General features: G+C 63.7%; 21 protein-coding genes. 15 read left to right on the plus strand and 6 right to left on the minus strand.

The window, feature by feature from the left end; genetic code table 11:
- Positions 1-26 precede the first annotated feature (26 nt).
- Both AC3EMP_RS14330 and recO read left to right on the plus strand, forming a co-directional pair.
- On the plus strand, positions 27-920 hold the full coding sequence (locus AC3EMP_RS14330) for an aminoglycoside phosphotransferase family protein (protein WP_023816807.1): 894 nt from the start codon (positions 27-29) through the stop codon (positions 918-920).
- Between the two features lie 102 nt (positions 921-1,022).
- Complete coding sequence (recO, locus tag AC3EMP_RS14335) at positions 1,023-1,814, plus strand: DNA repair protein RecO (RefSeq protein WP_023670245.1); 792 nt, start codon at positions 1,023-1,025, stop codon at positions 1,812-1,814.
- Positions 1,815-1,915: 101 nt separating this feature from the next.
- Here the strand turns inward: recO and AC3EMP_RS14340 are convergent, their stop codons facing one another.
- Entirely contained in the window at positions 1,916-2,380 is a 465-nt protein-coding gene (locus AC3EMP_RS14340; RefSeq protein ID WP_023670246.1) for an NUDIX hydrolase, read from the minus strand.
- Positions 2,381-2,627: 247 nt separating this feature from the next.
- Between AC3EMP_RS14340 and AC3EMP_RS14345 the strand changes: the two genes are divergently transcribed.
- The 8 genes from AC3EMP_RS14345 (at position 2,628) to AC3EMP_RS14380 (ending at position 10,615) form a co-directional block, all read left to right on the plus strand.
- Positions 2,628-5,402: a DUF2339 domain-containing protein gene (locus tag AC3EMP_RS14345; protein ID WP_352709939.1), complete on the plus strand. Its 2,775-nt coding sequence runs from the start codon at positions 2,628-2,630 to the stop codon at positions 5,400-5,402.
- 47 nt (positions 5,403-5,449) lie between these two features.
- Complete coding sequence (locus tag AC3EMP_RS14350) at positions 5,450-5,692, plus strand: type II toxin-antitoxin system VapB family antitoxin (protein ID WP_023670248.1); 243 nt, start codon at positions 5,450-5,452, stop codon at positions 5,690-5,692.
- Positions 5,692-6,108, plus strand: a complete 417-nt coding sequence (locus AC3EMP_RS14355) for a type II toxin-antitoxin system VapC family toxin (protein WP_352443838.1) — start codon at positions 5,692-5,694, stop codon at positions 6,106-6,108. The genes AC3EMP_RS14350 and AC3EMP_RS14355 overlap by 1 nt, the downstream gene beginning before the upstream one ends.
- Positions 6,109-6,270: 162 nt before the next feature.
- Complete coding sequence (locus AC3EMP_RS14360; RefSeq protein ID WP_023670250.1) at positions 6,271-6,789, plus strand: RNA polymerase sigma factor; 519 nt, start codon at positions 6,271-6,273, stop codon at positions 6,787-6,789.
- On the plus strand, positions 6,786-7,577 hold the full coding sequence (locus tag AC3EMP_RS14365) for an anti-sigma factor family protein (protein WP_027049988.1): 792 nt from the start codon (positions 6,786-6,788) through the stop codon (positions 7,575-7,577). Before AC3EMP_RS14360 ends, AC3EMP_RS14365 begins: the two co-directional genes overlap by 4 nt.
- A gap of 160 nt (positions 7,578-7,737) precedes the next feature.
- Entirely contained in the window at positions 7,738-8,835 is a 1,098-nt protein-coding gene (locus tag AC3EMP_RS14370) for a peptidase C39 family protein (protein WP_023692865.1), read from the plus strand.
- A gap of 5 nt (positions 8,836-8,840) precedes the next feature.
- A complete protein-coding gene (locus AC3EMP_RS14375) occupies positions 8,841-10,304 on the plus strand; it encodes a RimK family ATP-grasp domain-containing protein (protein WP_023692866.1) in 1,464 nt (487 codons plus the stop codon).
- Between the two features lie 38 nt (positions 10,305-10,342).
- Positions 10,343-10,615 (plus strand): DUF3303 domain-containing protein, encoded by a 273-nt coding sequence (locus AC3EMP_RS14380; protein WP_352597676.1) that lies wholly within the window; start codon positions 10,343-10,345, stop codon positions 10,613-10,615.
- A gap of 13 nt (positions 10,616-10,628) precedes the next feature.
- On the opposite strand, the gene AC3EMP_RS14385 is transcribed toward AC3EMP_RS14380, so the two are convergent.
- Positions 10,629-11,528 carry a LysR substrate-binding domain-containing protein gene (locus AC3EMP_RS14385; protein ID WP_023824163.1) on the minus strand — a complete coding sequence of 300 codons (900 nt, stop codon included), beginning with the start codon at positions 11,526-11,528 and terminating at the stop codon, positions 10,629-10,631.
- Between the two features lie 87 nt (positions 11,529-11,615).
- Between AC3EMP_RS14385 and AC3EMP_RS14390 the strand changes: the two genes are divergently transcribed.
- Positions 11,616-12,533 (plus strand): fatty acid desaturase family protein, encoded by a 918-nt coding sequence (locus tag AC3EMP_RS14390; RefSeq protein ID WP_352709942.1) that lies wholly within the window; start codon positions 11,616-11,618, stop codon positions 12,531-12,533.
- A gap of 12 nt (positions 12,534-12,545) precedes the next feature.
- Here AC3EMP_RS14390 and AC3EMP_RS14395 read toward each other — a convergent pair whose 3' ends face one another.
- Positions 12,546-13,712: an amidohydrolase gene (locus AC3EMP_RS14395; RefSeq protein ID WP_352709944.1), complete on the minus strand. Its 1,167-nt coding sequence runs from the start codon at positions 13,710-13,712 to the stop codon at positions 12,546-12,548.
- 91 nt (positions 13,713-13,803) lie between these two features.
- Here AC3EMP_RS14395 and AC3EMP_RS14400 point away from each other — a divergent pair, with 91 nt between their 5' ends.
- On the plus strand, positions 13,804-14,652 hold the full coding sequence (locus tag AC3EMP_RS14400; protein WP_027049985.1) for an AraC family transcriptional regulator: 849 nt from the start codon (positions 13,804-13,806) through the stop codon (positions 14,650-14,652).
- On the opposite strand, the gene AC3EMP_RS14405 is transcribed toward AC3EMP_RS14400, so the two are convergent.
- The 3 genes from AC3EMP_RS14405 to ygfZ form a co-directional block, all read right to left on the minus strand.
- The gene (locus AC3EMP_RS14405; protein ID WP_352709947.1) at positions 14,621-16,753 is read right to left on the minus strand and encodes a putative bifunctional diguanylate cyclase/phosphodiesterase; all 2,133 of its coding nucleotides are present in this window, start codon (positions 16,751-16,753) and stop codon (positions 14,621-14,623) included. The genes AC3EMP_RS14400 and AC3EMP_RS14405 overlap by 32 nt on opposite strands.
- A 67-nt stretch (positions 16,754-16,820) precedes the next feature.
- Positions 16,821-17,459 (minus strand): HD domain-containing protein, encoded by a 639-nt coding sequence (locus AC3EMP_RS14410; protein ID WP_352709949.1) that lies wholly within the window; start codon positions 17,457-17,459, stop codon positions 16,821-16,823.
- Positions 17,459-18,319, minus strand: coding sequence for a CAF17-like 4Fe-4S cluster assembly/insertion protein YgfZ (gene ygfZ, locus AC3EMP_RS14415; protein WP_023832482.1), 861 nt, complete (start codon positions 18,317-18,319; stop codon positions 17,459-17,461). The genes AC3EMP_RS14410 and ygfZ overlap by 1 nt, the downstream gene beginning before the upstream one ends.
- 82 nt (positions 18,320-18,401) lie before the next feature.
- Here ygfZ and AC3EMP_RS14420 point away from each other — a divergent pair, with 82 nt between their 5' ends.
- The 3 genes from AC3EMP_RS14420 to AC3EMP_RS14430 all read left to right on the plus strand — a co-directional run bounded on the left by AC3EMP_RS14420 (position 18,402) and on the right by AC3EMP_RS14430 (position 20,806).
- A complete protein-coding gene (locus AC3EMP_RS14420) occupies positions 18,402-19,733 on the plus strand; it encodes a dihydroorotase (protein WP_023816815.1) in 1,332 nt (443 codons plus the stop codon).
- Positions 19,734-19,787: 54 nt separating this feature from the next.
- Positions 19,788-20,015, plus strand: coding sequence for a hypothetical protein (locus tag AC3EMP_RS14425; protein WP_027049982.1), 228 nt, complete (start codon positions 19,788-19,790; stop codon positions 20,013-20,015).
- Positions 20,016-20,077: 62 nt separating this feature from the next.
- On the plus strand, positions 20,078-20,806 hold the full coding sequence (locus AC3EMP_RS14430) for a nucleotidyl transferase AbiEii/AbiGii toxin family protein (RefSeq protein ID WP_023684480.1): 729 nt from the start codon (positions 20,078-20,080) through the stop codon (positions 20,804-20,806).
- Positions 20,807-20,818: the final 12 nt, after the last annotated feature.

The following is a 20,818-nucleotide window of genomic DNA, read 5'->3' on the forward strand; positions in this document are numbered from 1 at the left end:
CCGCTCCGGCAGTTTGAGACGATGACATGCCTGATCCAAAACCGACCATCGATACCGATCTCGTGCGCCGGCTGGTCAACGCGCAGTTTCCGCAATGGCGGCATCTGCCGGTGAGCCCGGTGACGTTTGGCGGTTGGGACAACCGAACCTTCCACCTCGGCAATGATATGACTCTGCGGCTGCCGAGTGCCGCACCATATGCCTTGCAGGTCGAAAAAGAGCACCGCTGGCTGCCCAGGCTGGCGCCGCTTCTGCCGCTGCCGATCCCGGTTCCACTGGCGATGGGCGAGCCTGGGGAGGACTACCCCTGGCAATGGTCCGTCTACCGCTGGATCGACGGCGAAACAGCCAAGACCGCCGAAATCGCCGATCGCCCACAGTTCGCGGTCGATCTGGCCAAGTTCCTCATTGCGCTCCGGCGGATCGATCCGGCGGGCGGGCCGCCCGCGGGCCAGCACAATTTCTTCCGCGGCGGATCGCCGAGCGTGTATGACAACCAGACAAGGGAAGCACTCCAGGCGCTGGAGGGGCAGATCGACACCCAGGCGGCCACCGCTGTCTGGGATGCGGCCCTTGCCGCCACCTGGCAAGGGTCGCCCGTCTGGTTTCACGGCGACGTCGCCTGGGGCAACCTTCTGGTCCAAAACGGCCGTTTGAGCGCCATCATCGACTTCGGCACCTCAGGCATCGGCGATCCCTCTTGCGACCTGGCGATCGCCTGGACATTCTTCCAGGGCGAGAGCCGGGAGGCGTTCCGGGCTGCCATCGACGTCGATGAAGCGACCTGGGCGCGCGGCCGCGGCTGGACGCTGTGGAAAGCGCTGATCACCGTTGCCGGACACGACGCCAACCAGGCCGAGGCGGAACGATCGCGCCGCGTCATCGACGACGTCCTGGCCGATCACCGGGAATTCGCGTGATCAGAGCCTTTCGACGATGTGTGGGGATCCAATGTCAGCACAGATCGCACGCGGCGCGCCAAAACCTTGATTTAGCCAAGCAACCGGTGACAAGCTCCTGCCATGGAATGGCGCGACGAGGGAATCATACTCGGCACCCGCAAGCATGGCGAAACCAGCGCCATTCTCGAGGTAATGACGCGTGCGCATGGCCGCCATCTCGGCCTGGTGCGCGGAGGGCGCTCGCGCAAGCAGCAGCCGGTGCTGCAGCCCGGCAACCGCGTCGACCTTTTGTGGCGGGCACGCCTCGACGAGCATCTCGGCACCTTCCAGGCCGAGGCGATCGAGATGAATGCCGCCCGGTTGATGGACAGCGCAGTCGCCGTCTACGGCCTGCAGACCATGGCCGCGCATCTCAGGCTCCTGCCGGAGCGCGACGCCCATGGCGGCCTGTATGAGACGCTTGCCGTGATGATCGCCCATCTGGACGATTCGGATGCCGCCGGCGAACTGGTGGCGCGCTTCGAACTGCTCATCCTCGACGAACTCGGCTTCGGCCTCGATCTCAGCCAGTGCGCGGCGACCGGCGCCAGGCAGGATCTGGCCTATGTCTCGCCGAAATCCGGCCGCGCGGTTTCGCGCCAGGCCGGCGCGCCATGGCGCGACAAGATGCTGGCGCTGCCGGCCTTCCTGCGGCGCGGCTCCGGCTTGCGGGCGGACCACGCGGCACTCGAGGACGCCTTCCATCTGACCGGTTTCTTTTTCACCCGCCATGTCTACGAGCCGCGCGGCATCGAACAGCCCGATGCCCGTGCCGGCTTCCTCGCCGCCTTGCGCAAGCATCATTCGGGCGGCAAGGCCGCCCTTACGGCAGACGCTGCGCCAGAAGGGGGAGGGAGACTCGGTGGGTGCTGACCTCCGCAAACCGTCCAGGTTCACACCAAAAGCTGCATGCGGGAGCATTCCCTCCCCCTTTTGGGGAGGGTTAGGGTGGGGGTACTCGTAGGGCAAGAGCCTCAGCCGGCTTTGCGATGCTCCATGAAATCATCGAGGATGGCGCGCTGACCGCCGAGGATCTTGAGGCTGGCCTCGGCGAAGGAAAACCAGCCGGCCCTGTCGATTTCGGGAAATTCCCTCGTCACGCCTGACCTGGGCGGCCATTCCATCGTGAACATGTTGCTTTTAACGGCATCGGGATCGAAATCGGCTTCGACACTCCAGGCGATGACGATCTTGCCGCCGGCTTGCCGATAGCTGCCGACAGGTTCGAAATCGCCATCGATGCTGACTCCGAGTTCTTCCCCAGCCTCGCGCCGGGCGGCGGCCAACTCATCTTCATTGTCCTCGACGAGGCCCTTGGGGATCGACCAAGCGCCTTCATCCTTCCTTGCCCAGAACGGGCCGCCGGGATGGACGAGCAGAAATTCGAGAATGCCGGCCCTTGTCCGGTGGATCAGCAGCCCTGCACTTCGTTTCGGCATTCGATTTCCTCGTAGTTCATCCGAGGATAGCATGGCTCCTGGGCAAGTGGCGGCGGCATGCCATTCCTGGCTATCTCAGATGATGGGTGAGGATAAAGACCGTAGGCCGCTGGAATTTGCCGACGAAACATGCTCGATAACTTCTTTTCGGCCACCATTGCGGTGGCGTGACTTGAATAGCCGTCTGGGGTGGCCGTGTGGCCGCCGCAATTGTCAGTGAAAACTGGCCTGGTTTGGGGGAACCGCCATGTTTGAAAGCCTGATTGGCGCCGTCGTCGTTATCGTGCTTTTTGTCCTCGTCTTGCGCCAGCAGGGCCGCGTCAGTCTGATCGAGCGCGAGCTCGGAGCGCTGCGCAGCCTGGTTCTGTCCGGAGTGCATGCGACACCGCCCGTTGCCAAACCGGCCGAGCAGGCTGCAAGCGCACCGGCGGATGCCGCTCACGCTAGCGCACCAGTTGCCGACATAGCTTCGCCAACAACAGCAGACGCGGCACATGCCCAGGCACCGGCCGCCGAAGCCGATGCGGCCACCAGCGAGGCCGTACCAGAACTGTCGGCCGCGGCCAAGGCGGCATTCACCGGATCCGCGCCTGCCGCCACGTCGAAGGCAGCCCGCCAGTCAGAGGTCGAAACGGCGCTCGGCACCCGTTGGGCGGTCTGGGTCGGCGGCGTCGCGCTGGCCCTGGGCGGCCTGTTCCTGATCCGCTACACCATCGAGGCCGGCATTTTCGGCCCTGAAGTGCGGCTGTCCCTGGCGGCGCTGCTCGGCCTGGTGCTGATCGGCGGCGGCGAGTTCATCCGCCGCACCGGCTTCAAGGTGCCGGTGCAAGGGGCTGCAGGCGCCTATATTCCGGCGATCCTGACGGCTGCCGGCGCCTTCATCCTGTTCGGTACGGTCTATGCCGCGCATGCCATTTACGGTTTCGTCGGGCCGGCCTTCGCCTTCACCGTGCTCGGCGCCATCGGCGTGGCGACCATTGTCGCCGCCCTCGTCCACGGCCAGGCCCTGGCCGGCATCGGTCTCGTCGGCTCGATGGCGACGCCGGCGCTTGTGTCCTCGCAGGCGCCCAACCCATGGGCGCTGTTCGTCTACCTGGCGATCGTGCTTGCCGCTACAGCCGTGATCGCCCGCATTCGCGACTGGAAATTCCTGATTGCGGCGGCCTTCTTCGGCACCGGCGCCTGGACCATCGTCTACATGATGAGCACGCTAGTCGCCGACCTTGCCGTCATCCTGTTCATCGACGCGGTGACGCTGGCGGTGCTTGCCTTTGTCTGGCTGGGCACACGTGACAGCGAAGCGGAGACGGCGAAGACCGGCTTCGACTGGCCCTCGATCGTGCCAGGCGTTTTCGTTGCGTTTTCAGCGCTAGGCCTGTCCGTCGACACGACGCTGGTCGCCGCCGGTGGCGCCTTGCCGGGCGCCTTCGTCCTCGTCGCCCTTGTCGCCACCGCACTCTACCGGCCGCGCGCGCTGCCGCTGCTGCATGCCGCCGGCGTGGTGAGCGTGATGATCCATCTCGGCATCATTCCGCCCACCACCATCGGCTCCGACATAACCCAGGGGAATATCGGCTTTGACGGCATGCCGGTGGCGGCCGGAAATCCGTTGACGCTGCGCATCGGCATTGGCCTCGGCCTGGTCTTCATCGGCGCCGGCTTCTGGGCCGCACGCCGCTTCGCCGCCTCAGCACGGGTCCGCGCGGCATGCTGGGCGGCATGGGGCGTCGCTGCGCCGCTGCTTATTCTGCTGACGCTGTGGCTTGCCTACGGCAATCTCGACCGCGACCTTGTCTACGCAGAGATAGCTGCCCTTCTGGTTGTTGTCTTCGCTGCCGGTGGCGAATGGATCGCGCGCGCCGAACAGCCGCCGCTCAAGGGCGACATCGCCGTCTCCTTCGCGCTTTGCGGCTCGGCTCTGGCCGGCCTGCTGATGCTGCACATGGCCTTCGGATCCGGCTGGACGACCATTCTTGCCGGCGTTGCCGCCATCGTGCCGGCGCTGGCGACGCGGTGGCGCAGCTATCCGGTGCTTGGCTGGATTTCGGTCGGCGCGGTCGTTGCCGTGCTGGGCCGCGTCGCCTTCGATCCGACCATCGTCGGCGCCGAGTTCCTGACGACGACGCGGGTGTTCAACTGGCTGCTGCCGGGATACGGCGTACCGGCGCTAGCCTTCGGCTTTGCCGCCTGGCAACTCGCGCGTACCACCCCCGCACTACCAACAGCTGGTAATGGCCGGCCGCGCCTAGCGATGGAGGCGGGTGCAGCCCTGTTTGCGCTGCTCACCGTCGCCATGCTGGTGCGCCACGCCATGCATGGCGGCGTCATCGACACCGGTCCGGTGACGCTCGCCGAACAGGCGATCTATACGCTGATCGCCATCGGCGCCGGCGCGATACTGGTGGCCATCGACATGCGCTCGCCAAGCTCTGTGCTGCGCTACGGCTCGATGGCTGCCGGCGTGCTCTCGGTCGCCTTCATCGTCCTCCAGCATTTCCTGGTGCTCAATCCGCTGTTCACCGACGAATCGACCGGCCAGATCCCGGTGTTCAACCTCTTGTTCCTGGCTTATCTCCTGCCGGCCATCGCTGTCGGCGGGCTGGCGCTCTATGCCAGGGACAAGCGGCCGCCATGGTATGCGCAGATGCTGGCGGTGGTGGCGGCATTGCTTGTCTTCGCCTACGCCACACTGTCGGTCAGGCGCGTGTTCAAGGGCGAGTTGATCGGCCTGTGGAGCGGCCTCGGCCAGCTCGAGACCTACACCTATTCGGCGCTCTGGCTGGTCATTGGCGTCGTGCTGCTCACCGCCGGCGTCTGGCTGAAGTCGCAGGTGCTGCGCATCGCCTCGGCGGCGCTGATCGCGATTGCCGTGGTAAAAGTCTTCCTGTTCGACATGTCGGAACTGGAAGGCGTGCTCAGGGCGCTGTCCTTCATCGGTCTTGGCGCCGTGCTGATCGGCATCGGCCTGTTCTACCAGCGGCTGCTGACGCGGGCGGCGAGGGAGGCCAACGCTGCAACTTGAAGTGATATACGAGATGGAATATATCAATATCCAACGGAGGATATTCGATGCCGCTCTATATCCGCGACGACGAAGTGGATGCGCTGGCCAGCAGATTGCAACGCGAGACGAACGCTCCGAGCAAAACGGAGGCGGTGCGGGTCGCGCTCGTGCACGAACTTGAGCGCAATCGGGCGAAGGTGCCGCTGCGCGATCGGATCGCCAGTCTTCAGGACAGGGCCAGGAAGCTTGGCCTGCCCAATCCCGATTTCGATATGAAGAAGTTCACCGACGAGATGTGGGAAGACTGATGTTTGTCGACGCGTCGGTGATCGTCGCCATTCTCAACCAGGAACCTGGGTGGGAGGAATTGCTGAAGCAGCTATCCGGTTTTTCCGGGCAGGTCTGGGTTTCTCCGTTGGTTCACTTCGAAGCAACACAGGCATTGGCAAGGGCCGGCGCCGGCCCGCGCAGACCCAGCGCTGAAGCCCTTCTCCATGCCCGCGATCTGATCGATGAGTTCATTGTGGAGATCATGGGAGAGAGTCTGGCCATTGACGACAACATCAGCTCTCGGGCCATTGACGCGAGCGCCCGTTACGGCAAAGCCGTTGGCCACAAGGCGGATCTGAATCTCGGGGACTGTTTTGCTTACGCCTGCGCGAAAAGCCGCGATCTTCCACTGCTGTACAAAGGCCATGATTTCGCACTGACCGATTTAGGATAATTCGGCCCTTTTGTTGATTGCGGGGAATAATTTAGCCGATCAACTCGTTATCTCACTGCTTGGGTGACCGGGGCGGCAGACCGCTTCGCGCTGGCCGCTTGCGCCGCGCCGGGAAGGCGCGTTCAATCGGGTTAAACAAGGGCGACCTCAGAACCAGCGGTCATGGACGAAAAGAAGGCAGCAATCCTTGGCGAAATACCGCGCCTGCGCCGCTACGCACGCTCGCTTCTGCGCGACCGCGAATCCGCCGACGATCTCGTCCAGGATTGCCTCGAACGAGCGCTCTTGCGGCTTGAAAGCTGGCAGACGGGAGAAAGCCCCCGGAGGTGGCTGTTTACGATCATGCATCATTTGTTCATCGATCAGATGCGCAAGGTGAACCGGCGCGGTGAGGCGGCGATCCTGCCGCTTGACGCAAACGAGGCACAGGCAGTCCCCGCCGAGCAGGCGGAGAACGCCGCCTCGCGCGAGATCATCGACGCATTGCAGGCGATCAGCCCCGACCGTCGCGCCGCTCTCGTCATGGTCGCCATCGAAGGATTCTCCTATGCCGAAGCCGCCAACATTCTCGGCGTGCCCGCCGGCACGCTGATGTCGCGCATAGCGCGCGGACGCGAGGAGCTGCGCAGCCTGCTCGATGACACGGCGCGCCGCCGCTCGATAAGGATCGTCGAGAAATGACCCGCCGCGATTTTTCCGAACGCGATATCCACATGGCTCTCGACGGCGAGCTGCCGGGCGACGAGCGCGCCGCCTACGACGCCTGGATCGACGCCAATCCCGAAATGAAGGCGAAAAGCGCCCGCTACACCGCCGACCGCGCCGCGTTGCGCGCCGCCTTTGCCGGTGTGCTCGACGAGCCCGTGCCGGTGCTGTTCAAGCAGATCGTTAGCGGTGACGGCGCGACCAAGGCGGCGGCGCGGCAGTCGCGCTGGTGGCTTGCGGCCGCGGCGGCCGCAGTGCTCGTCATCGGCGGTCTTGGCGGCTATTTTGCCGGCATCGACGGCATCGGCAGGGAAGATGGCGCCGATGACCAACTGGCCGAAGAGGCGATCGCCGCCCATGTCATCTATGCCGCCGAACAGCGCCATGCGGTGGAAGTGCCGGCAAGCGACAAGGATCACCTGCAGACCTGGCTGTCCAACCGCGTCGGCCTGAAACTGGTGGCGCCGGATCTGGTGGCGGAAGGCTTCCAGCTGGTTGGCGGCCGGCTGCTGCCCGCCGGCCAGGGCAAGGCAGCGATGCTGCTTTACGAGGACGCCAAGGGTCAGCGCATCTCCTTGTTCGTTACCGCTGATTCCTCAGCCAAGTCCAAGGGCACCTACATGGCGGACGCCGACGGCCCCGAGGCGGTCTACTGGCTGGACAAGGGCTATGCCTGCGCCGTCGTCGGCTCGCTGCCGCGCGAGCAACTGGCTGCGGTCGCCAAGCGGGCCTACGGTCAGCTTCTGGCTGGTATCGCCAGTTAAGCGCATTCCGTTTCGGGAATGCGCCGGGGTAGAAAGTGTCACAATTCGGCCCTATTCGAAGTGCGATAGCGCTTGATGGAGTATCGGCGTTTCGGCTGATGTTTGCGACGTTTTTGACTGCGGTCTTTTCCTCCACCCAATCGAGGTTTTCCAAACCCGCATGCCTGCCGAGATTCGCAAGGCCCGCGCGTCCGACGTCGATGACCTCGCCGCCATCGAGAAGGCGGTCTTTTCCAGTGACCGCATTTCCCGGCGCTCCTTCCGCTTGTTGATCGAACGCGAGACAGCCGAGATGCTGGTCGCCGAAAGCGATGGTCGTGTCGCCGGCTACGCCATCGTGCTGTTTCGCAAGGGCAGCGGCGTCGCCCGGCTCTATTCGCTTGCCACCAGCCCGTTTTTCAGCGGCCGCGGCATTGGCCGCATGCTGCTTGCAGCGGCCGAAGAAGCTGCCTTCGAGCACGACCGCATGATGTTGCGTCTCGAAGTGCGCGAGGACAATCTTCGCGCCATTGGCATCTATGAGCAGAGCGGCTACCGCAAGATCGGTCGCGAGCCTCACTATTACGAGGATGGCGCCACCGCGCTGCGCTACGAAAAGACCTTGCGCGGCGATATTCCGGTCGCCACCAAAGTCCCATTCTACCAGCAGACCTGCGAGTTCACCTGCGGTCCATGCTGCCTGATGATGGCGATGGCCAATTTCGATTCCGGCTTCGTGCCCGATCCGGTCATGGAAATCCGCCTATGGCGCGAGGCAACGACCGTGTTCATGATGTCCGGCCCAGGCGGCTGCGAGCCCTTCGGCCTTGCGGTTTCCGGCTACGAAAGCGGGCTTGCGGCGGAAATCTTCGTGTCCTTCTATGGCGCGCTGTTCTTGCAATCAGTGCGCAGCGACGACAAGCGCCGGGTGATGGAACTTGCCCAGGTGGACTTTCGCCGCCGCGCGGAACTTTACGGCATCCCGGTGAATTACCGTCCATTCACCATCGACGATATCCGCGGCGCCCTGGCTCAGGGAAAACTGGTGCTGGTGCTGATCAGCGGCTTCCTGATGTTCGGCAAGAAGGTGCCGCATTGGGTGCTGGCTATCGGCGACGATGGCGACCACATCCTGATCCACGATCCCTGGGTCGAGGACGAAAGACAGGAGACCATCCTCGATGCCGCCAACATTCCCGTGCCGCACGGCATCTTCATGAACATGGCGCAATTCGGCCGCGACGGACTGCGTGCTGCCATCACTCTTGGGAAACGCTGATAACAATGACCTGGGTCATCCTCACCGGCCGTCAGAACGATCTCGACCCGGCGGCGACGCCGCACAAGATCATCACCAACCGTGACTATCTTGCGCATCCGGCGCTGTTTCGCGGCCAGCAGCCGAAGGTCATCAACCTGTCGAACAATTACGCCTACCAGAGCCGCGGCTATTATGCCTCTCTGCTCGCCGGTTCGCGCGGCCACAAGGTCATCCCGACGGTCGAGACGATGATCGACCTGTCCGAGCGCAAGCTCTACGAGCACGCGCTGCCGGAACTGGAGCTGGCGCTCAACAAATGCCGCAAGGATCTCGGAGGCGTTTTCCCGCAAAAAATCTGCATCTTCTTCGGCATCGGACCGTCGAAGGTCTGGGACCGCTTCGCCAAGCTGTTGTTCGACTGGTTCCGCGCTCCGGCGCTTGAGGTTCACATCAAGGACAGCGCCGAATGGGCTTCGATCCGCAAGATCGGATTCCTGCCGCTGGCCAGGATGGCCGAGGAGGAAGAAGCCTTATTCGTGCAGGCGCTCGAGACGTACACCAACCGCGAGTGGCGCGACACCAAGGGCCGCACCCCGGCACGCTACACCTTCGCCACGCTGGTCGATCCGCATGAGGAACTGCCGCCGTCGGAGATTTCCTCGCTGCGTTACTGGGCCAAGATCGCCGAAAAGATGGGCGTCGAAATCGAGCCGATCACCAGGAAGGACTTGGCCAAGCTCGCCAATTACGACGCGCTGTTCATCCGCGAGACCACCTCGATCTCAAACCACACCTACCGCTTCGCGCGCCGCGCCCAGCAGGAAGGCATGCCGGTGATCGACGACCCGCTGTCGATGATCCGCTGCACCAACAAGGTCTATCTCAACGAACTGATGGCCTACAACAAGGTGCCGGTGCCGCCGACGGTGATGATAGCCGGCACCTCGGACCTCGAACTGGCGGCGCAGACGCTGGGCTTTCCGCTGGTGCTGAAGATCCCGGATTCATCGTTCTCGCGCGGCGTCAAGAAATGCGGCAACTTCGAAGAACTGAAGACGCTCGCCACCGAGTGGCTGGAGGATTCCGATCTCCTGATCGCGCAGAAATTCATCCCGACCGAATATGACTGGCGCGTCGGCGTGCTCGGTGGGCAGCCGCTGTTTGCCGTGCATTATCTGATGGCGAAAAAACACTGGCAGATCGTCAACCACAAGGCCAGCGGCAAGCCCGACCAGGGCGGCATCAAGACCTTCACGCTGAAAGAGACGCCGCCGCATGTCGTCGACACCGCGGTGAAGGCGGCGCGCTGCATCGGCGACGGGCTTTACGGCGTCGATCTCAAGGAAACCAAGGATGGCGTCTTCGTCATCGAGGTCAACGACAACCCGAACCTCGACCATGGCTGGGAGGATTCCGGCGAAAAGGACGAAGTCTGGGTGCGGCTGACGCAATGGTTCCTGGAGCGGCTGGACCGTCCCGGGCGTTAGTTTGCCGTCCCGGGCGGTAATTCAACCGAGGGGGAAAAATGCAGTTCATCGTCATCGAGGATTTCACCGGCTGCGACCGCAAGGAGATCTACCGCCGTTTCGGCGAGCGCGGCCGATTGAAGCCGGACGCGCTTGTCGTGCACCACTCCTGGATCGCGGCTGATATGAGCCGCTGCTTCCTTTTGGTCGAGGCCGATGACGTCACGCAGCTACAGCGCTGGGTCATCGAATGGTCTGACCTGGTGGAGTTCGAGATCATTCCCGTGGCGACGAACAAGGACATGGTCGCCGCACTGGCCGGCCATCTCTGAGCAGTTCGGTCCATCAGCCGAGCACCGGCGAACCCACCGACCGCCGGCATTCCTCAATCAGCCAATTGCGAAACGCCGCCACCAGGTCGCGCCTTGCACTGCGTTCCGGGATCGTCAGGCAATATGGCTGACGCAGCGCGATCGATAGGGCATTAGCCCGGACCAAACGGCCCTCTTCCAGCGCCCCGGCGCAATAAATGCCTTGCGCCAGCGCCACGCCCAGCCCTGAAATGGCAAGGTCGAGCGCTGCCCGCGACGAGTTCGCCGACAGGCCGCGCTGCACTGCGCGGCCGGGTTCTATGCCCGCCGCCTCGAACCAGGTGCGCCAAGACGGAAACGACGCGCCGGTCGGTCCCCAGTCGGTGTGAATCAGTGGCAGGCCGGCGAGGCTGTCGGTTTTGGCGGTGAGTTCTGGCGCGCAGACGGGGTAGACGGCGTCCCTGACGATCTCCTCGCTCGGGTGTTCACGATAGTGCGGGCCGAAGGACAGCCGGATGTCGATCAGTTCGCGGTCGAACGGCACCGGATCGTCATCGCCGCGCAGGGATATGTCGACGGCGCCGTGGCTGGCGACAAAGCCGGCGAGGCGTTCGGAAAGCCAGCCCATCGCCATGGACGGCGGCACCGATACGACAAGCCGCGGGCGGAAGGCATCGCTGCCACGCGCGATGCTGCCGATCTCCCGAAAAGCCAGGGTCAGCCGGGGCAGCATCTCGACACCGGCTTCCGTCAGCACCACGCGGCGGTTGACGCGATGGAACAGTTTTCGACCCATCTGCTCCTCGACGGTGCGAATGAGCTGGCTGACCGCAGCCGCCGAGATCGAGAGCTCATCCGCCGCTGCGGCGAAACTCCCCGAGCGCGCCGCCGCCTCGAAGGCTTGAAGTCCTCTCAGGGAAGGAAGCGCGGTCATTGGGTGATCCGATAGGTAAGGTCAGCTTATCTGTGTCGCAGAAATCCTCGTCTTTTGAAAGCTTTCTTATTCGAGTAGCTTGGCGCCATGACCGTATCGGCCCAGTTTGAACCCAGAGACCATCGCGACGTCATCGCGTTCCTGACCAATGAGCAGCGCAGCCGCCTGACCGGCAAGTCGGACGGGCCGGGTCTGGTCCAACTCGCCTTCCATCTCGGCGCGATCGTGGCTATCGGCGGGCTGATTGCGGCCAAGGTGTCGTACTGGCCGCTGTTGATGTTGCCGCAAGGCATTCTTATCGTCTTCCTGTTCACGCTGCTGCATGAGACGGTGCACAGGACGGCGTTCGAGACGCAGTGGCTCAACGATGCCGCCGCAAGGGTCTGCAGCCTGGCGATCGCGCTGCCCGCCGACTGGTTTCGCTATTTCCACTTCGCCCATCACCGTTTCACCCAGGATCCCGAGAACGATCCGGAACTCGCCTTCCCGAAACCGGAGACGATGCGGCAATACATCGTCCACGTCTCGGGCCTGCCGGTGTGGTGGGGGCATTTGCAGACACTCTACACCAACGCGATTGGCGGCTGCCACGACAGCTACGTGCCGCCGAAAGGCCTGCCCAAGGTGCGCACTGAAGCCCGCGCCATGATCGCTTTCTATGTCGTGGTCGCCGCGCTAGCCCTGTGGTTCGAGGCAAGTGTACTGCTCTATGTCTGGATCGTGCCGGCGCTGCTCGGCCAGCCCTTCCTCAGGCTCTATCTGCTGGCCGAGCATGGCCGCTGCCCGCTTGTCGCCAACATGCTGGAAAACACCCGCACCACGCTGACCAACTGGCTGGTGCGCAAAGTCGCCTGGAACATGCCGTATCACGCCGAGCACCACGCCTATCCCGGCGTGCCCTTCCATCAGCTGCCGGCCTTCCACCAGCTGATCGAGCGCCATCTCAAAGTCGTCGAACCCGGCTATGTCAGCTTCCACGAGAAATACGTCGCGACCTTGCGCTGAGGCGCTCGGCCGTCAGCGTAGCGTCTGCTCAACGAGCGTGACGAAATAGCGGAGCACGGTGGGGACGATGGCGTCGTTGAAGACATAGCGATCGCCGTGCAGCCCTTCGCCCGGTCTGACCGCTCCTGCGCCGACCCAGGCATAGCAGCCGCCGGCTTCGCGGACCATGTAGGCAAAATCCTCGCAGCCGAGGCTCGGGTTGAATGCGGTCTCGACCTGCTCGCGGCCGACAACCGCGGTTGCCGCCTGGACGGCCCGGTCAGTGGCAGCCGACGTGTTGACCAGCGGCGGGTAGCCTTTCTTGTAGGCGAGCTTGGCGGTGAGGGCATGCGCCGAGGCAATGCCTTGCGCGATGTCGCCGATCAGCCTTTCGCAATGGTCCGACAAAGTGGGCTCGAAGAAGCGGCAGGTTCCTTGCAGCCAGACCTTGCCCGGCACGATGTTGCCGACATTGCCGCCATGGATCTGGGTGATCGAAACGACCAGCGCCATTTGCGGGTCGACCGAACGGCTGACGATGCGCTGCACGGCTTGAACGAAGGCGCCGGCCGCGAGCACGGGATCGTCGCCTAGCTGCGGCATGGCGGCATGCGCGCCGGTCCCCTCAAAGTTCAGTTCGAAAGTGTCGACGGCCGCCATCATCGACCCGGCACGGGCCGCGATCTTTCCGAGCGGCAGCCCCGGCCAGTTGTGGACGGCGTAGACGGCTTCCACGGGGAAGCGCTCGAACAGTCCGTCCTCGATCATCCGCATGGCGCCGCCTTCATTTTCTTCCGCCGGCTGGAAGATGAAACAGACGGTGCCGTCGAAGGCTCTGTTGTCGGCGAGCAGCTTGGCGGCGCCGAGCAGCATCGCGATGTGCCCGTCGTGGCCGCAGGCATGCATCACGCCGTCTTTCTTCGACGCATATGGCAATCCTGTCTTCTCCAGCACGGGCAAGGCATCGAGTTCGGCCCGAAGCCCGATGGCGCGCACGCCTGGCCGTCCTCTGAGGACGCCAACCACGCCGGTGCCGCCTATGCCTTCATGAACCTCGTCGAGCCCGAAGGTGCGCAGCTTGTCGGCGACGAAGCGCGCGGTCTCATACTCTTGGAAACCGAGTTCGGGGTTGGCGTGGATGTGATGCCGCCATTCCACCACCTGCGGGGTGAGGGCGGCGATGGGGTCGTTGTGCAGCATTGCGCTCTCCTTGCCGGCTATCGTAAATTCGGCCTTGTCGATGCCAGCACGTAAAGGATTTGCGCCGGCAGCGTCTTGAACAGGATTGACCGTGTCTGGAATTCAACAGCCTCAGGAGACGACGCAGTTCTGGCGTCATCCGCGCTTTCGCGATCTTGGCATGCTCAAGGCGCGCTTCACGCGGCATCGCTACCAGCTGCACACGCACCCGACCTATGTCGTCGCCCTGATCACGCAAGGGTGCGAGCGGGTCCGCATCGGCAACGAGACTGTCCTCGCTCCGTCGGGCACGGTTCTGCTCGTCAATCCGGAGATATGGCATGACGGCGAGGCGGGTGCCGACCAGGGTTGGGCTTACCGCACCTTCTATCCGTCGGCCTCGCTCATGGGTGCGATCGCGGACGAACTCGGGCAGGATCGCCCGCCGTTGTTTTCGCAAGCGATCGTCGATGATGCCGATCTCGTCCAGGCAGTAGGCGTCGCGCACTTGGCTTCGACATCGGGTGATGCCACGAGCGCCGAAACATCCATGCTGATCGCCTTGCGCAAGCTCATCCTGCGCCATGGCGATTGGGGCGGCCGGCGGCGCGAGGCGGTCGAAAGCTTCGGATCGAAAAGCCGGCTCCGGGTCTATGAACAGGTCATCGAAGACCATCTGAACTCGGACCTCGATTTGCAGCGGCTCGCTGAAGCCGCAGGCGTGACGCGCTTTCAAGTTATCCGCGATTTCAGGAAAGTGCTGGGTCTCACCCCTGCTGCCTTCATCCGTGACCGCAGGCTGCGCCGTGCCGATCTGCTGATCCGGCAAGGTTCAGATCTCGCCGGTGCCGCCTTTGCGGCCGGCTTCTCCGACCAAAGCCATCTCTCGCGCACCTTCCGCGCCGCGCATGGAATGACGCCGGGGATGTTCAGGCGCGCCGGGACGCTGCCCTCGTCTTGAGAAGTCGAGCCATGTCGGCGGCCTTTGACGGCATGCCGATCAGAAAGCCCTGCGCCTCGATGCAGCCAGCCTTGCGCAATATGTCGAGCTGCGCTTCGGTCTCGACGCCTTCGGCGGTGACAGTGATGCCAAGTTCGGCACCAAGCCCGATGATCGTGCGCACGATCGCCGCCGTGTCCTTGTTGTCGATATCGTGGATGAAGGAGCGGTCGATCTTGATCTTGTCGACGGGAAAACGCCTGAGATAGCCGAGCGACGAATAGCCGGTGCCGAAATCGTCGAGCGCGATGCGGATACCGAGTTCGCGCAGCTGCCTCAGCGTCTTCAGCACCGTCTCGCTCTCATCCATCAGCACGGTCTCGGTGATTTCCAGTTCGAGCCGGCTGGCCGGCACGCCGGAAACGGCCAGCGCCGAAATCACGCTGCGGGCAAAGTCGGCGCTTCTGATCTGCACTGCCGAGACATTGACGGCGATGCGCATTCCAGGCGGCCAGCCGGCGGCCACGCTGCAGGCCTGTTTCAGCGCCCATTCGCCCAGCGGAACGATCAGCCCGCTGTCTTCGGCGGCTGCGATGAAATCGTCGGGCGCCACCAGGCCGCGCGTCGGTGAATTCCACCGCATCAACGCTTCGGCGCCGACGATCTTGCCCGACGCGATGTTGGTGATCGGCTGGAACTCCAGCACGAACTCCCGCCGCTTCAGTGCCGTCTCGAGATCGGTTTCGAGCGCCAGGCGCGCCCGCACCAAGGCATCCATGCCGGGCTCGAAAAAGCGGTAAACGTTGCGGCCTTCGCTCTTGCCGCTGTAAAGCGCCATGTCGGCGTTCTTCAAAAGCGTGTCGGCGTCCTTGCCGTCACCGGGATACAGCGCGATGCCAAGGCTGATGCCGACATGCATCTCGCGGCCCTTGTCGCGAAACGGCTGGCTGACGACAGCGACGATGCGTTTTGCCAGTTGTTCCGCATCGGTGGAGCCTTTGGGATTGAACTGCAGGATGGCGAACTCGTCGCCACCGAGGCGGGCGACCATATCGGTGTCGCTGCGCAGGCTGTGCCGCAACCGCTCAGCCACGCATTTCAGCAGCCAGTCGCCGGCAGGGTGTCCCCAGGTGTCGTTGACGGCCTTGAAACGATCGAGGTCGAGCGAGAAGATCGCCAGCGGTGTATCGCCGGCCATCGCCTGGTCGAGCCGTTCGCGAAACATCGAGCGGTTGGGCAGGTCGGTCAGCGTGTCGTAATGTGCAAGGTGGCTCATGCGCTCTTCGGCGCGCCGGCGCTCGGTGATGTCTTCGAAGGTCGCCACCCAGCCGCCACCGGCAAGCGGCCGGCGCGCAACCAGCAGCGTTCGGCCATCGGCAAGGCTGCGGTCTGTCGAACGCTCCTCACCGGCCTGCAGGCTGGCTCTGGTGTTGGCGATCTCGCCGTCAATGTCCATCGACGGATAGATGCGCAGTCGCACCATCTGTTCGAGCAGGGCGCGCTGGCTCATGCCGAGCGGGAAGTCGTCAGGCGTGACCTTGTAGAGGTCGAGGAAGCGCTGGTTGCGCACGATCAGCGTGCCTTCGGCGTCGTACATCAACAGGCCTTGCGACATGTTGGCGAGCGCCGCATCGAAGCGGCGGTGCTGCTCCTTCAGTTCCTGCTCGGCCCGCCTTTGCTCCGTAATGTCCTCATAGATCGACACCCAGCCGCCTGAGGCCAGCGGCCGGTGCGTGATGGAAACGATACGTCCGTCCGACAGTATTTCCTCGTAGGTCGAGGCTTGCGCGCGCTCGATATAGGGCTTGCGGATGGCATACAGGTCTTCGGCGCTCTGTGAGGCGACACCGATGTCGACGCTGTGCTTTAGAATGTCCAGGAACGCGATGCCGGGCCGCACGATCTTCGCGTCGAGGGAGAAGATGCTGATATAGTTGCCGTTGCAGATGATCATCCGCTCGTCGGCGTCGAACATGCACAGCCCATGCGACATATTCTCGACGGCCGCGGAAAAGCGCTCGTTCTGGTGGCGCAGTTCGTCGGCGATCTGCCGTGGCGCGGCCACGCCTCCGGCTCCCCGTCTGCGGACGGGCGAACCACCCTTGACGTGCGCAACGGACATGAGGCGTGCCTGCTGACCGTGATCGAAACCCGGTACTGTGGTTGCCGCTGGTTAATTTAGCGTATGTTCACTGCGCCGAATGCACGGCAACCGTTGCCTGGCGTTGCTTTTCAAGCCTGGCGTAGCGTTTGAGGAAGGCAGCTTGCGCGGAGGTCACCGAGTGCGGCTTAAAGTCGAAGCGGTCGGCATTGAACCCGCGCGGCCGGCCGAAGAACTCGGTTGCTTCCGCGGTCGAGAAACCGGCAAGCAGCGTCGCCTCGTAATAGGCGGCGATCTGGTCGGCGCGCTTGATCTCCTTGCGCAAGCCGACGCCGAGTTCGGGCGGCAGCGAAAAGCGCTGATGGATGGCGCGCTGGAGACGCAGCTCACACTCCTTGTAGGAGCCGCCCATTACCGATTTGAACGGCGAGATCATGTCGCCGATGACATATTCCGGCGCGTCATGCAGCAGTGCTGCCAACTGAGCGTTGGCCGAGGCGTCCGGCTGCAACTCGCTGAACAGCGCCTCGACCAGCAGCGAATGCTGGGCAACCGAAAAGGCGTGATCGCCGCGGGTCTGGCCGTTCCAGCGGGCGACGCGGGCAAGCCCGTGGGCGATGTCGGAGATTTCGATGTCGAGCGGCGAGGGGTCGAGCAGGTCGAGCCGCCGTCCCGACAGCATGCGCTGCCACGCGCGCGGTGGCGCTCCGACGCGATCGGCAGCCATCAGGCATCCTCCGCGCCGATGGCTTCCCTGGGAAAGCTGAACTGCGCCCAGGCCGGGATGGCGAGCGAGACGGTGACATCACCGGCCAGTACCGGCTGGCCAGCGTCGAGCGCCGCCTTGACCCGGTCGATGCGGGCAATGGTGAGGCCGGCCGTGCCCGCGGTCGAGCCGAGCGTGCCGACCGGCCGCCCCGCAACCGTCAGCTCCGAGCCCGGCGCGGGCAAGGCATGGTCGGCCGAAACGATCAGCACGCGCCGCCTGGCGGTGCCGCGATGCTGCATGCGCGAGACCACTTCCTGGCCGACATAGCAGCCTTTCTTGAAGCCGACGCCGCCGGTCTCGTCGAGCAGCACGTCGTGAGGGAAGGCATCGCCGAGCTGATAATCGGGACCGCTTTCGGCAATGCCGTTGGCGATGCGGAGCGTCTGCCATGCAGCCGGATCGCCACCTAGGGATGCGCCGCCATAGGAACGGCTCACAACCACATCGCGGAAGCGGGCATCGGCAAGTGTCGTTGAATCAGAAGGTGAGGCGCTTGAATCATCGCCCCACGCAACCGTCACAAGCACTTGATCCTGCTTCGCGATCTCGGCCTTGGCGCGCAGCTTGTAAAGCATCAGCCGGCGCAGGAAGTCGTCTGCGACGTCGGCACGGCAATCCAGCCGGAATCCGTCCTCGCCGCTACGCGAGATCAGGAAATCAAACAGGATCTTGCCTTGCGGCGAAAGCAGCGCACCGGGTTTTGCCGCACCGGCGCCCAGCGTGTCGAGGTCGGTGGTGAGGATGTTCTGCAAAAAATGCTCGGCATCCGGGCCTGACACAGAAATGAGAGCGCGGTCTTTGAGCAGGGCAAAAGGCATGGGCGGCAAAGAACCTGATCTTGCAAAACGGTCGGCCTTTACGTAAGCCGACGATACTCCCCCCGCAAGAGACCGAACGCCCATGGCCACCACCTACGACCTCATCCTGACAGGCGGCACGGTGGTCAACCATGATGGCGAGGGCGCGCGCGATGTCGGCGTCAAGGGTGGTCGCATCGTCGCAATGGGCGATCTTCGCCAAGCTTCGGCCGGCGAAGCGATCGACTGTCGCGGGCTGCACGTCCTGCCAGGCGTCGTCGACAGTCAGGTGCATTTTCGCGAGCCGGGGCTGGAGCACAAGGAAGATCTGGAGACGGGCTCGCGCGCGGCTGTGCTGGGCGGGGTCACCGCCGTCTTCGAAATGCCCAACACCAATCCGCTGACCACCAGCGAGGCGGCGCTTGCCGACAAGGTGCGCCGCGCCACCAGCCGGATGCATTGCGACTTCGCCTTCTGGGTTGGCGGCACGCGCGAGAATGCCGATGATGTCGGTGAGCTCGAGCGGCTGCCGGGTGCTGCCGGGATAAAGGTGTTCATGGGCTCGTCCACCGGCGACCTGCTGGTCGAGGACGACGAGGGTGTCGCATCGATCCTGCGCAACACCCGCCGCCGTGCCGCCTTTCACTCGGAGGACGAGTTCCGGCTGCGCGAGCGCCTGGGCCTGCGCGTCGAGGGCGACCCGTCATCGCATCCCGTCTGGCGCGACGAGATCGCGGCGCTTCGCTGTACCGAGCGGCTGGTGCGCATCGCGCGAAACACCCGCGCCCGCATCCATGTGCTGCATATCTCCACTGCCGAGGAAATCATCTTCCTCCAACAGCACAAGGATGTCGCCACCTGCGAGGCGACGCCGCACCATTTGACACTCGCCTCCGACGACTATGCGCGGCTGGGCACGCTGATCCAGATGAATCCCCCGGTTCGCGCGGCCCGCCATCGCGACGGCGTCTGGCACGGCATTGCGCAAGGCATCATTGACGTGCTCGGCTCCGATCACGCCCCGCACACGCCGGCCGAGAAGGCAAAGCCCTATCCGGCCTCGCCGTCTGGCATGACCGGGGTGCAGACGCTGGTGCCGATCATGCTCGACCATGTCAATTCAGGCCTGCTGACCCTGCAGCGCTTCGTCGACCTCTCCAGCCACGGCCCGCAGCGCATCTTCGGCATGGCCAGGAAAGGCCGCATCGCCGCCGGCTACGATGCCGATTTCACCATTGTCGACCTCCAGCGGCGCGAGACCATCACCAATGCGCAAGCCGGCTCCAGGGCCGGCTGGACGCCCTATGACGGCAAGGAAGTCACCGGCTGGCCGATCGGCACCATCGTGCGCGGCCGTCGCGTGATGTGGGAAGGCGAGATCGTCACGCCCGGGCAGGGCAGGCCGGTAGAGTTTTCCGAGGCGCTGCCGGCTTAGCGGTTTCTTGCTGCGTTGGATTTTTTAAGCGCTATCCACTACGTTAAGGGCATTATGAACGCAGATATCGCGCCCATGATCGTCCCTGCGGAGTTTCCGGAGCTCCAGGCGCTCGCCTGGAACCGCGATGCGGCACGCCCGATTCCGGCCGAAGAGGCATTTGCGCTGTATGAGCGTAATTGGCGGTTTGTCGATCAAAAGCGTCTTACTGTGCGTGAGAAGATGCTTATCCAAAGTTTGGCAGACAAATTCGGTCACGGCGTGCTCTTGACCGCCGGCTGATTTCCCTCACCTGATCGTTCCTCGCAGCCGGAATATCAACAGGACACACCGCGAGCGTCATGATGGAATTCAAGAGGCCCGAGCACCAGATCATTGCCGAAGCGCTCGGGTTGATGGATCGCCATTTCCTGACCGCAAACCAGTGCTGGTTCGGCGGTGGCACTGCGATCGTTATGAAATTCGGGGAATATCGCCGCTCACTGGATGTGGACTTCCTGTGTGCCGACAGTGATGGCTATCGCGAATTGCGGACCTCCGCAGCCGAACGTGGCGTCAGAGCATTCTTTCCTGAGCCGGTCGAGGCTGTTCGGGACTTCCAGATCGATCAATATGGCTTGCGGACGATCGTGCGGTTGAAAGGCCAAACGATCAAGTTTGAAGTCATCCGCGAAGGCCGCATAAAACTGCGAGGCCATTTCGACGACGATCTGAATGTATCCGCCCTGGTCCCGGCGGATATGTTTGCCGAGAAGTTGCTGGCGAACGCGGATCGATGTCAGGACCGTGCAATTGCATATCGCGATGCCATCGATCTTGGAGTGCTGGTTGGCATCTATAAGGAAATCCCGAGCGACGCTGTTGGCAAGGCGAAGGCGGCCTATGGCGTGGATATCGAGCGCAAGGTGGCTTGGGTGGTAAACAGGCTGCGGGACAAGGAAGAATTGCGGCATGCCGCCGAGGTGCTGCAAATGGATCCCAACGCGGCGGTCGAAGCGATTTCGGCCCTTCGAAATGAAGGTATCCGCATATGGCCTGACACAGGCCTCGAGCTTTCTAGCCCTAGCCAGTAGCCATCCCAGGGG

The sequence above is a fragment of the Mesorhizobium sp. P160219 genome, from assembly GCF_057786095.1.

What these genes read in the sequence shown, in the direction of transcription:
- AC3EMP_RS14330 (WP_023816807.1), top strand. Translation starts at nt 27, where the DNA reads ATGCCTGATCCAAAACCGACCATCGATACCGATCTCGTGCGCCGGCTG.
- AC3EMP_RS14355 (WP_352443838.1), top strand. Translation starts at nt 5,692, where the DNA reads ATGTTTGTCGACGCGTCGGTGATCGTCGCCATTCTCAACCAGGAACCT.
- AC3EMP_RS14350 (WP_023670248.1), top strand. Translation starts at nt 5,450, where the DNA reads ATGCCGCTCTATATCCGCGACGACGAAGTGGATGCGCTGGCCAGCAGA.
- ygfZ (WP_023832482.1), bottom strand. Translation starts at nt 18,319, where the DNA reads ATGCCTTTTGCCCTGCTCAAAGACCGCGCTCTCATTTCTGTGTCAGGC.
- AC3EMP_RS14425 (WP_027049982.1), top strand. Translation starts at nt 19,788, where the DNA reads ATGAACGCAGATATCGCGCCCATGATCGTCCCTGCGGAGTTTCCGGAG.
- AC3EMP_RS14410 (WP_352709949.1), bottom strand. Translation starts at nt 17,459, where the DNA reads ATGGCTGCCGATCGCGTCGGAGCGCCACCGCGCGCGTGGCAGCGCATG.
- AC3EMP_RS14345 (WP_352709939.1), top strand. Translation starts at nt 2,628, where the DNA reads ATGTTTGAAAGCCTGATTGGCGCCGTCGTCGTTATCGTGCTTTTTGTC.
- AC3EMP_RS14365 (WP_027049988.1), top strand. Translation starts at nt 6,786, where the DNA reads ATGACCCGCCGCGATTTTTCCGAACGCGATATCCACATGGCTCTCGAC.
- AC3EMP_RS14420 (WP_023816815.1), top strand. Translation starts at nt 18,402, where the DNA reads ATGGCCACCACCTACGACCTCATCCTGACAGGCGGCACGGTGGTCAAC.
- AC3EMP_RS14340 (WP_023670246.1), bottom strand. Translation starts at nt 2,380, where the DNA reads ATGCCGAAACGAAGTGCAGGGCTGCTGATCCACCGGACAAGGGCCGGC.
- AC3EMP_RS14385 (WP_023824163.1), bottom strand. Translation starts at nt 11,528, where the DNA reads ATGACCGCGCTTCCTTCCCTGAGAGGACTTCAAGCCTTCGAGGCGGCG.
- AC3EMP_RS14380 (WP_352597676.1), top strand. Translation starts at nt 10,343, where the DNA reads ATGCAGTTCATCGTCATCGAGGATTTCACCGGCTGCGACCGCAAGGAG.
- AC3EMP_RS14395 (WP_352709944.1), bottom strand. Translation starts at nt 13,712, where the DNA reads ATGCTGCACAACGACCCCATCGCCGCCCTCACCCCGCAGGTGGTGGAA.
- AC3EMP_RS14360 (WP_023670250.1), top strand. Translation starts at nt 6,271, where the DNA reads ATGGACGAAAAGAAGGCAGCAATCCTTGGCGAAATACCGCGCCTGCGC.
- AC3EMP_RS14370 (WP_023692865.1), top strand. Translation starts at nt 7,738, where the DNA reads ATGCCTGCCGAGATTCGCAAGGCCCGCGCGTCCGACGTCGATGACCTC.
- AC3EMP_RS14390 (WP_352709942.1), top strand. Translation starts at nt 11,616, where the DNA reads ATGACCGTATCGGCCCAGTTTGAACCCAGAGACCATCGCGACGTCATC.
- AC3EMP_RS14405 (WP_352709947.1), bottom strand. Translation starts at nt 16,753, where the DNA reads ATGTCCGTTGCGCACGTCAAGGGTGGTTCGCCCGTCCGCAGACGGGGA.
- AC3EMP_RS14375 (WP_023692866.1), top strand. Translation starts at nt 8,841, where the DNA reads ATGACCTGGGTCATCCTCACCGGCCGTCAGAACGATCTCGACCCGGCG.
- recO (WP_023670245.1), top strand. Translation starts at nt 1,023, where the DNA reads ATGGAATGGCGCGACGAGGGAATCATACTCGGCACCCGCAAGCATGGC.
- AC3EMP_RS14430 (WP_023684480.1), top strand. Translation starts at nt 20,078, where the DNA reads ATGGAATTCAAGAGGCCCGAGCACCAGATCATTGCCGAAGCGCTCGGG.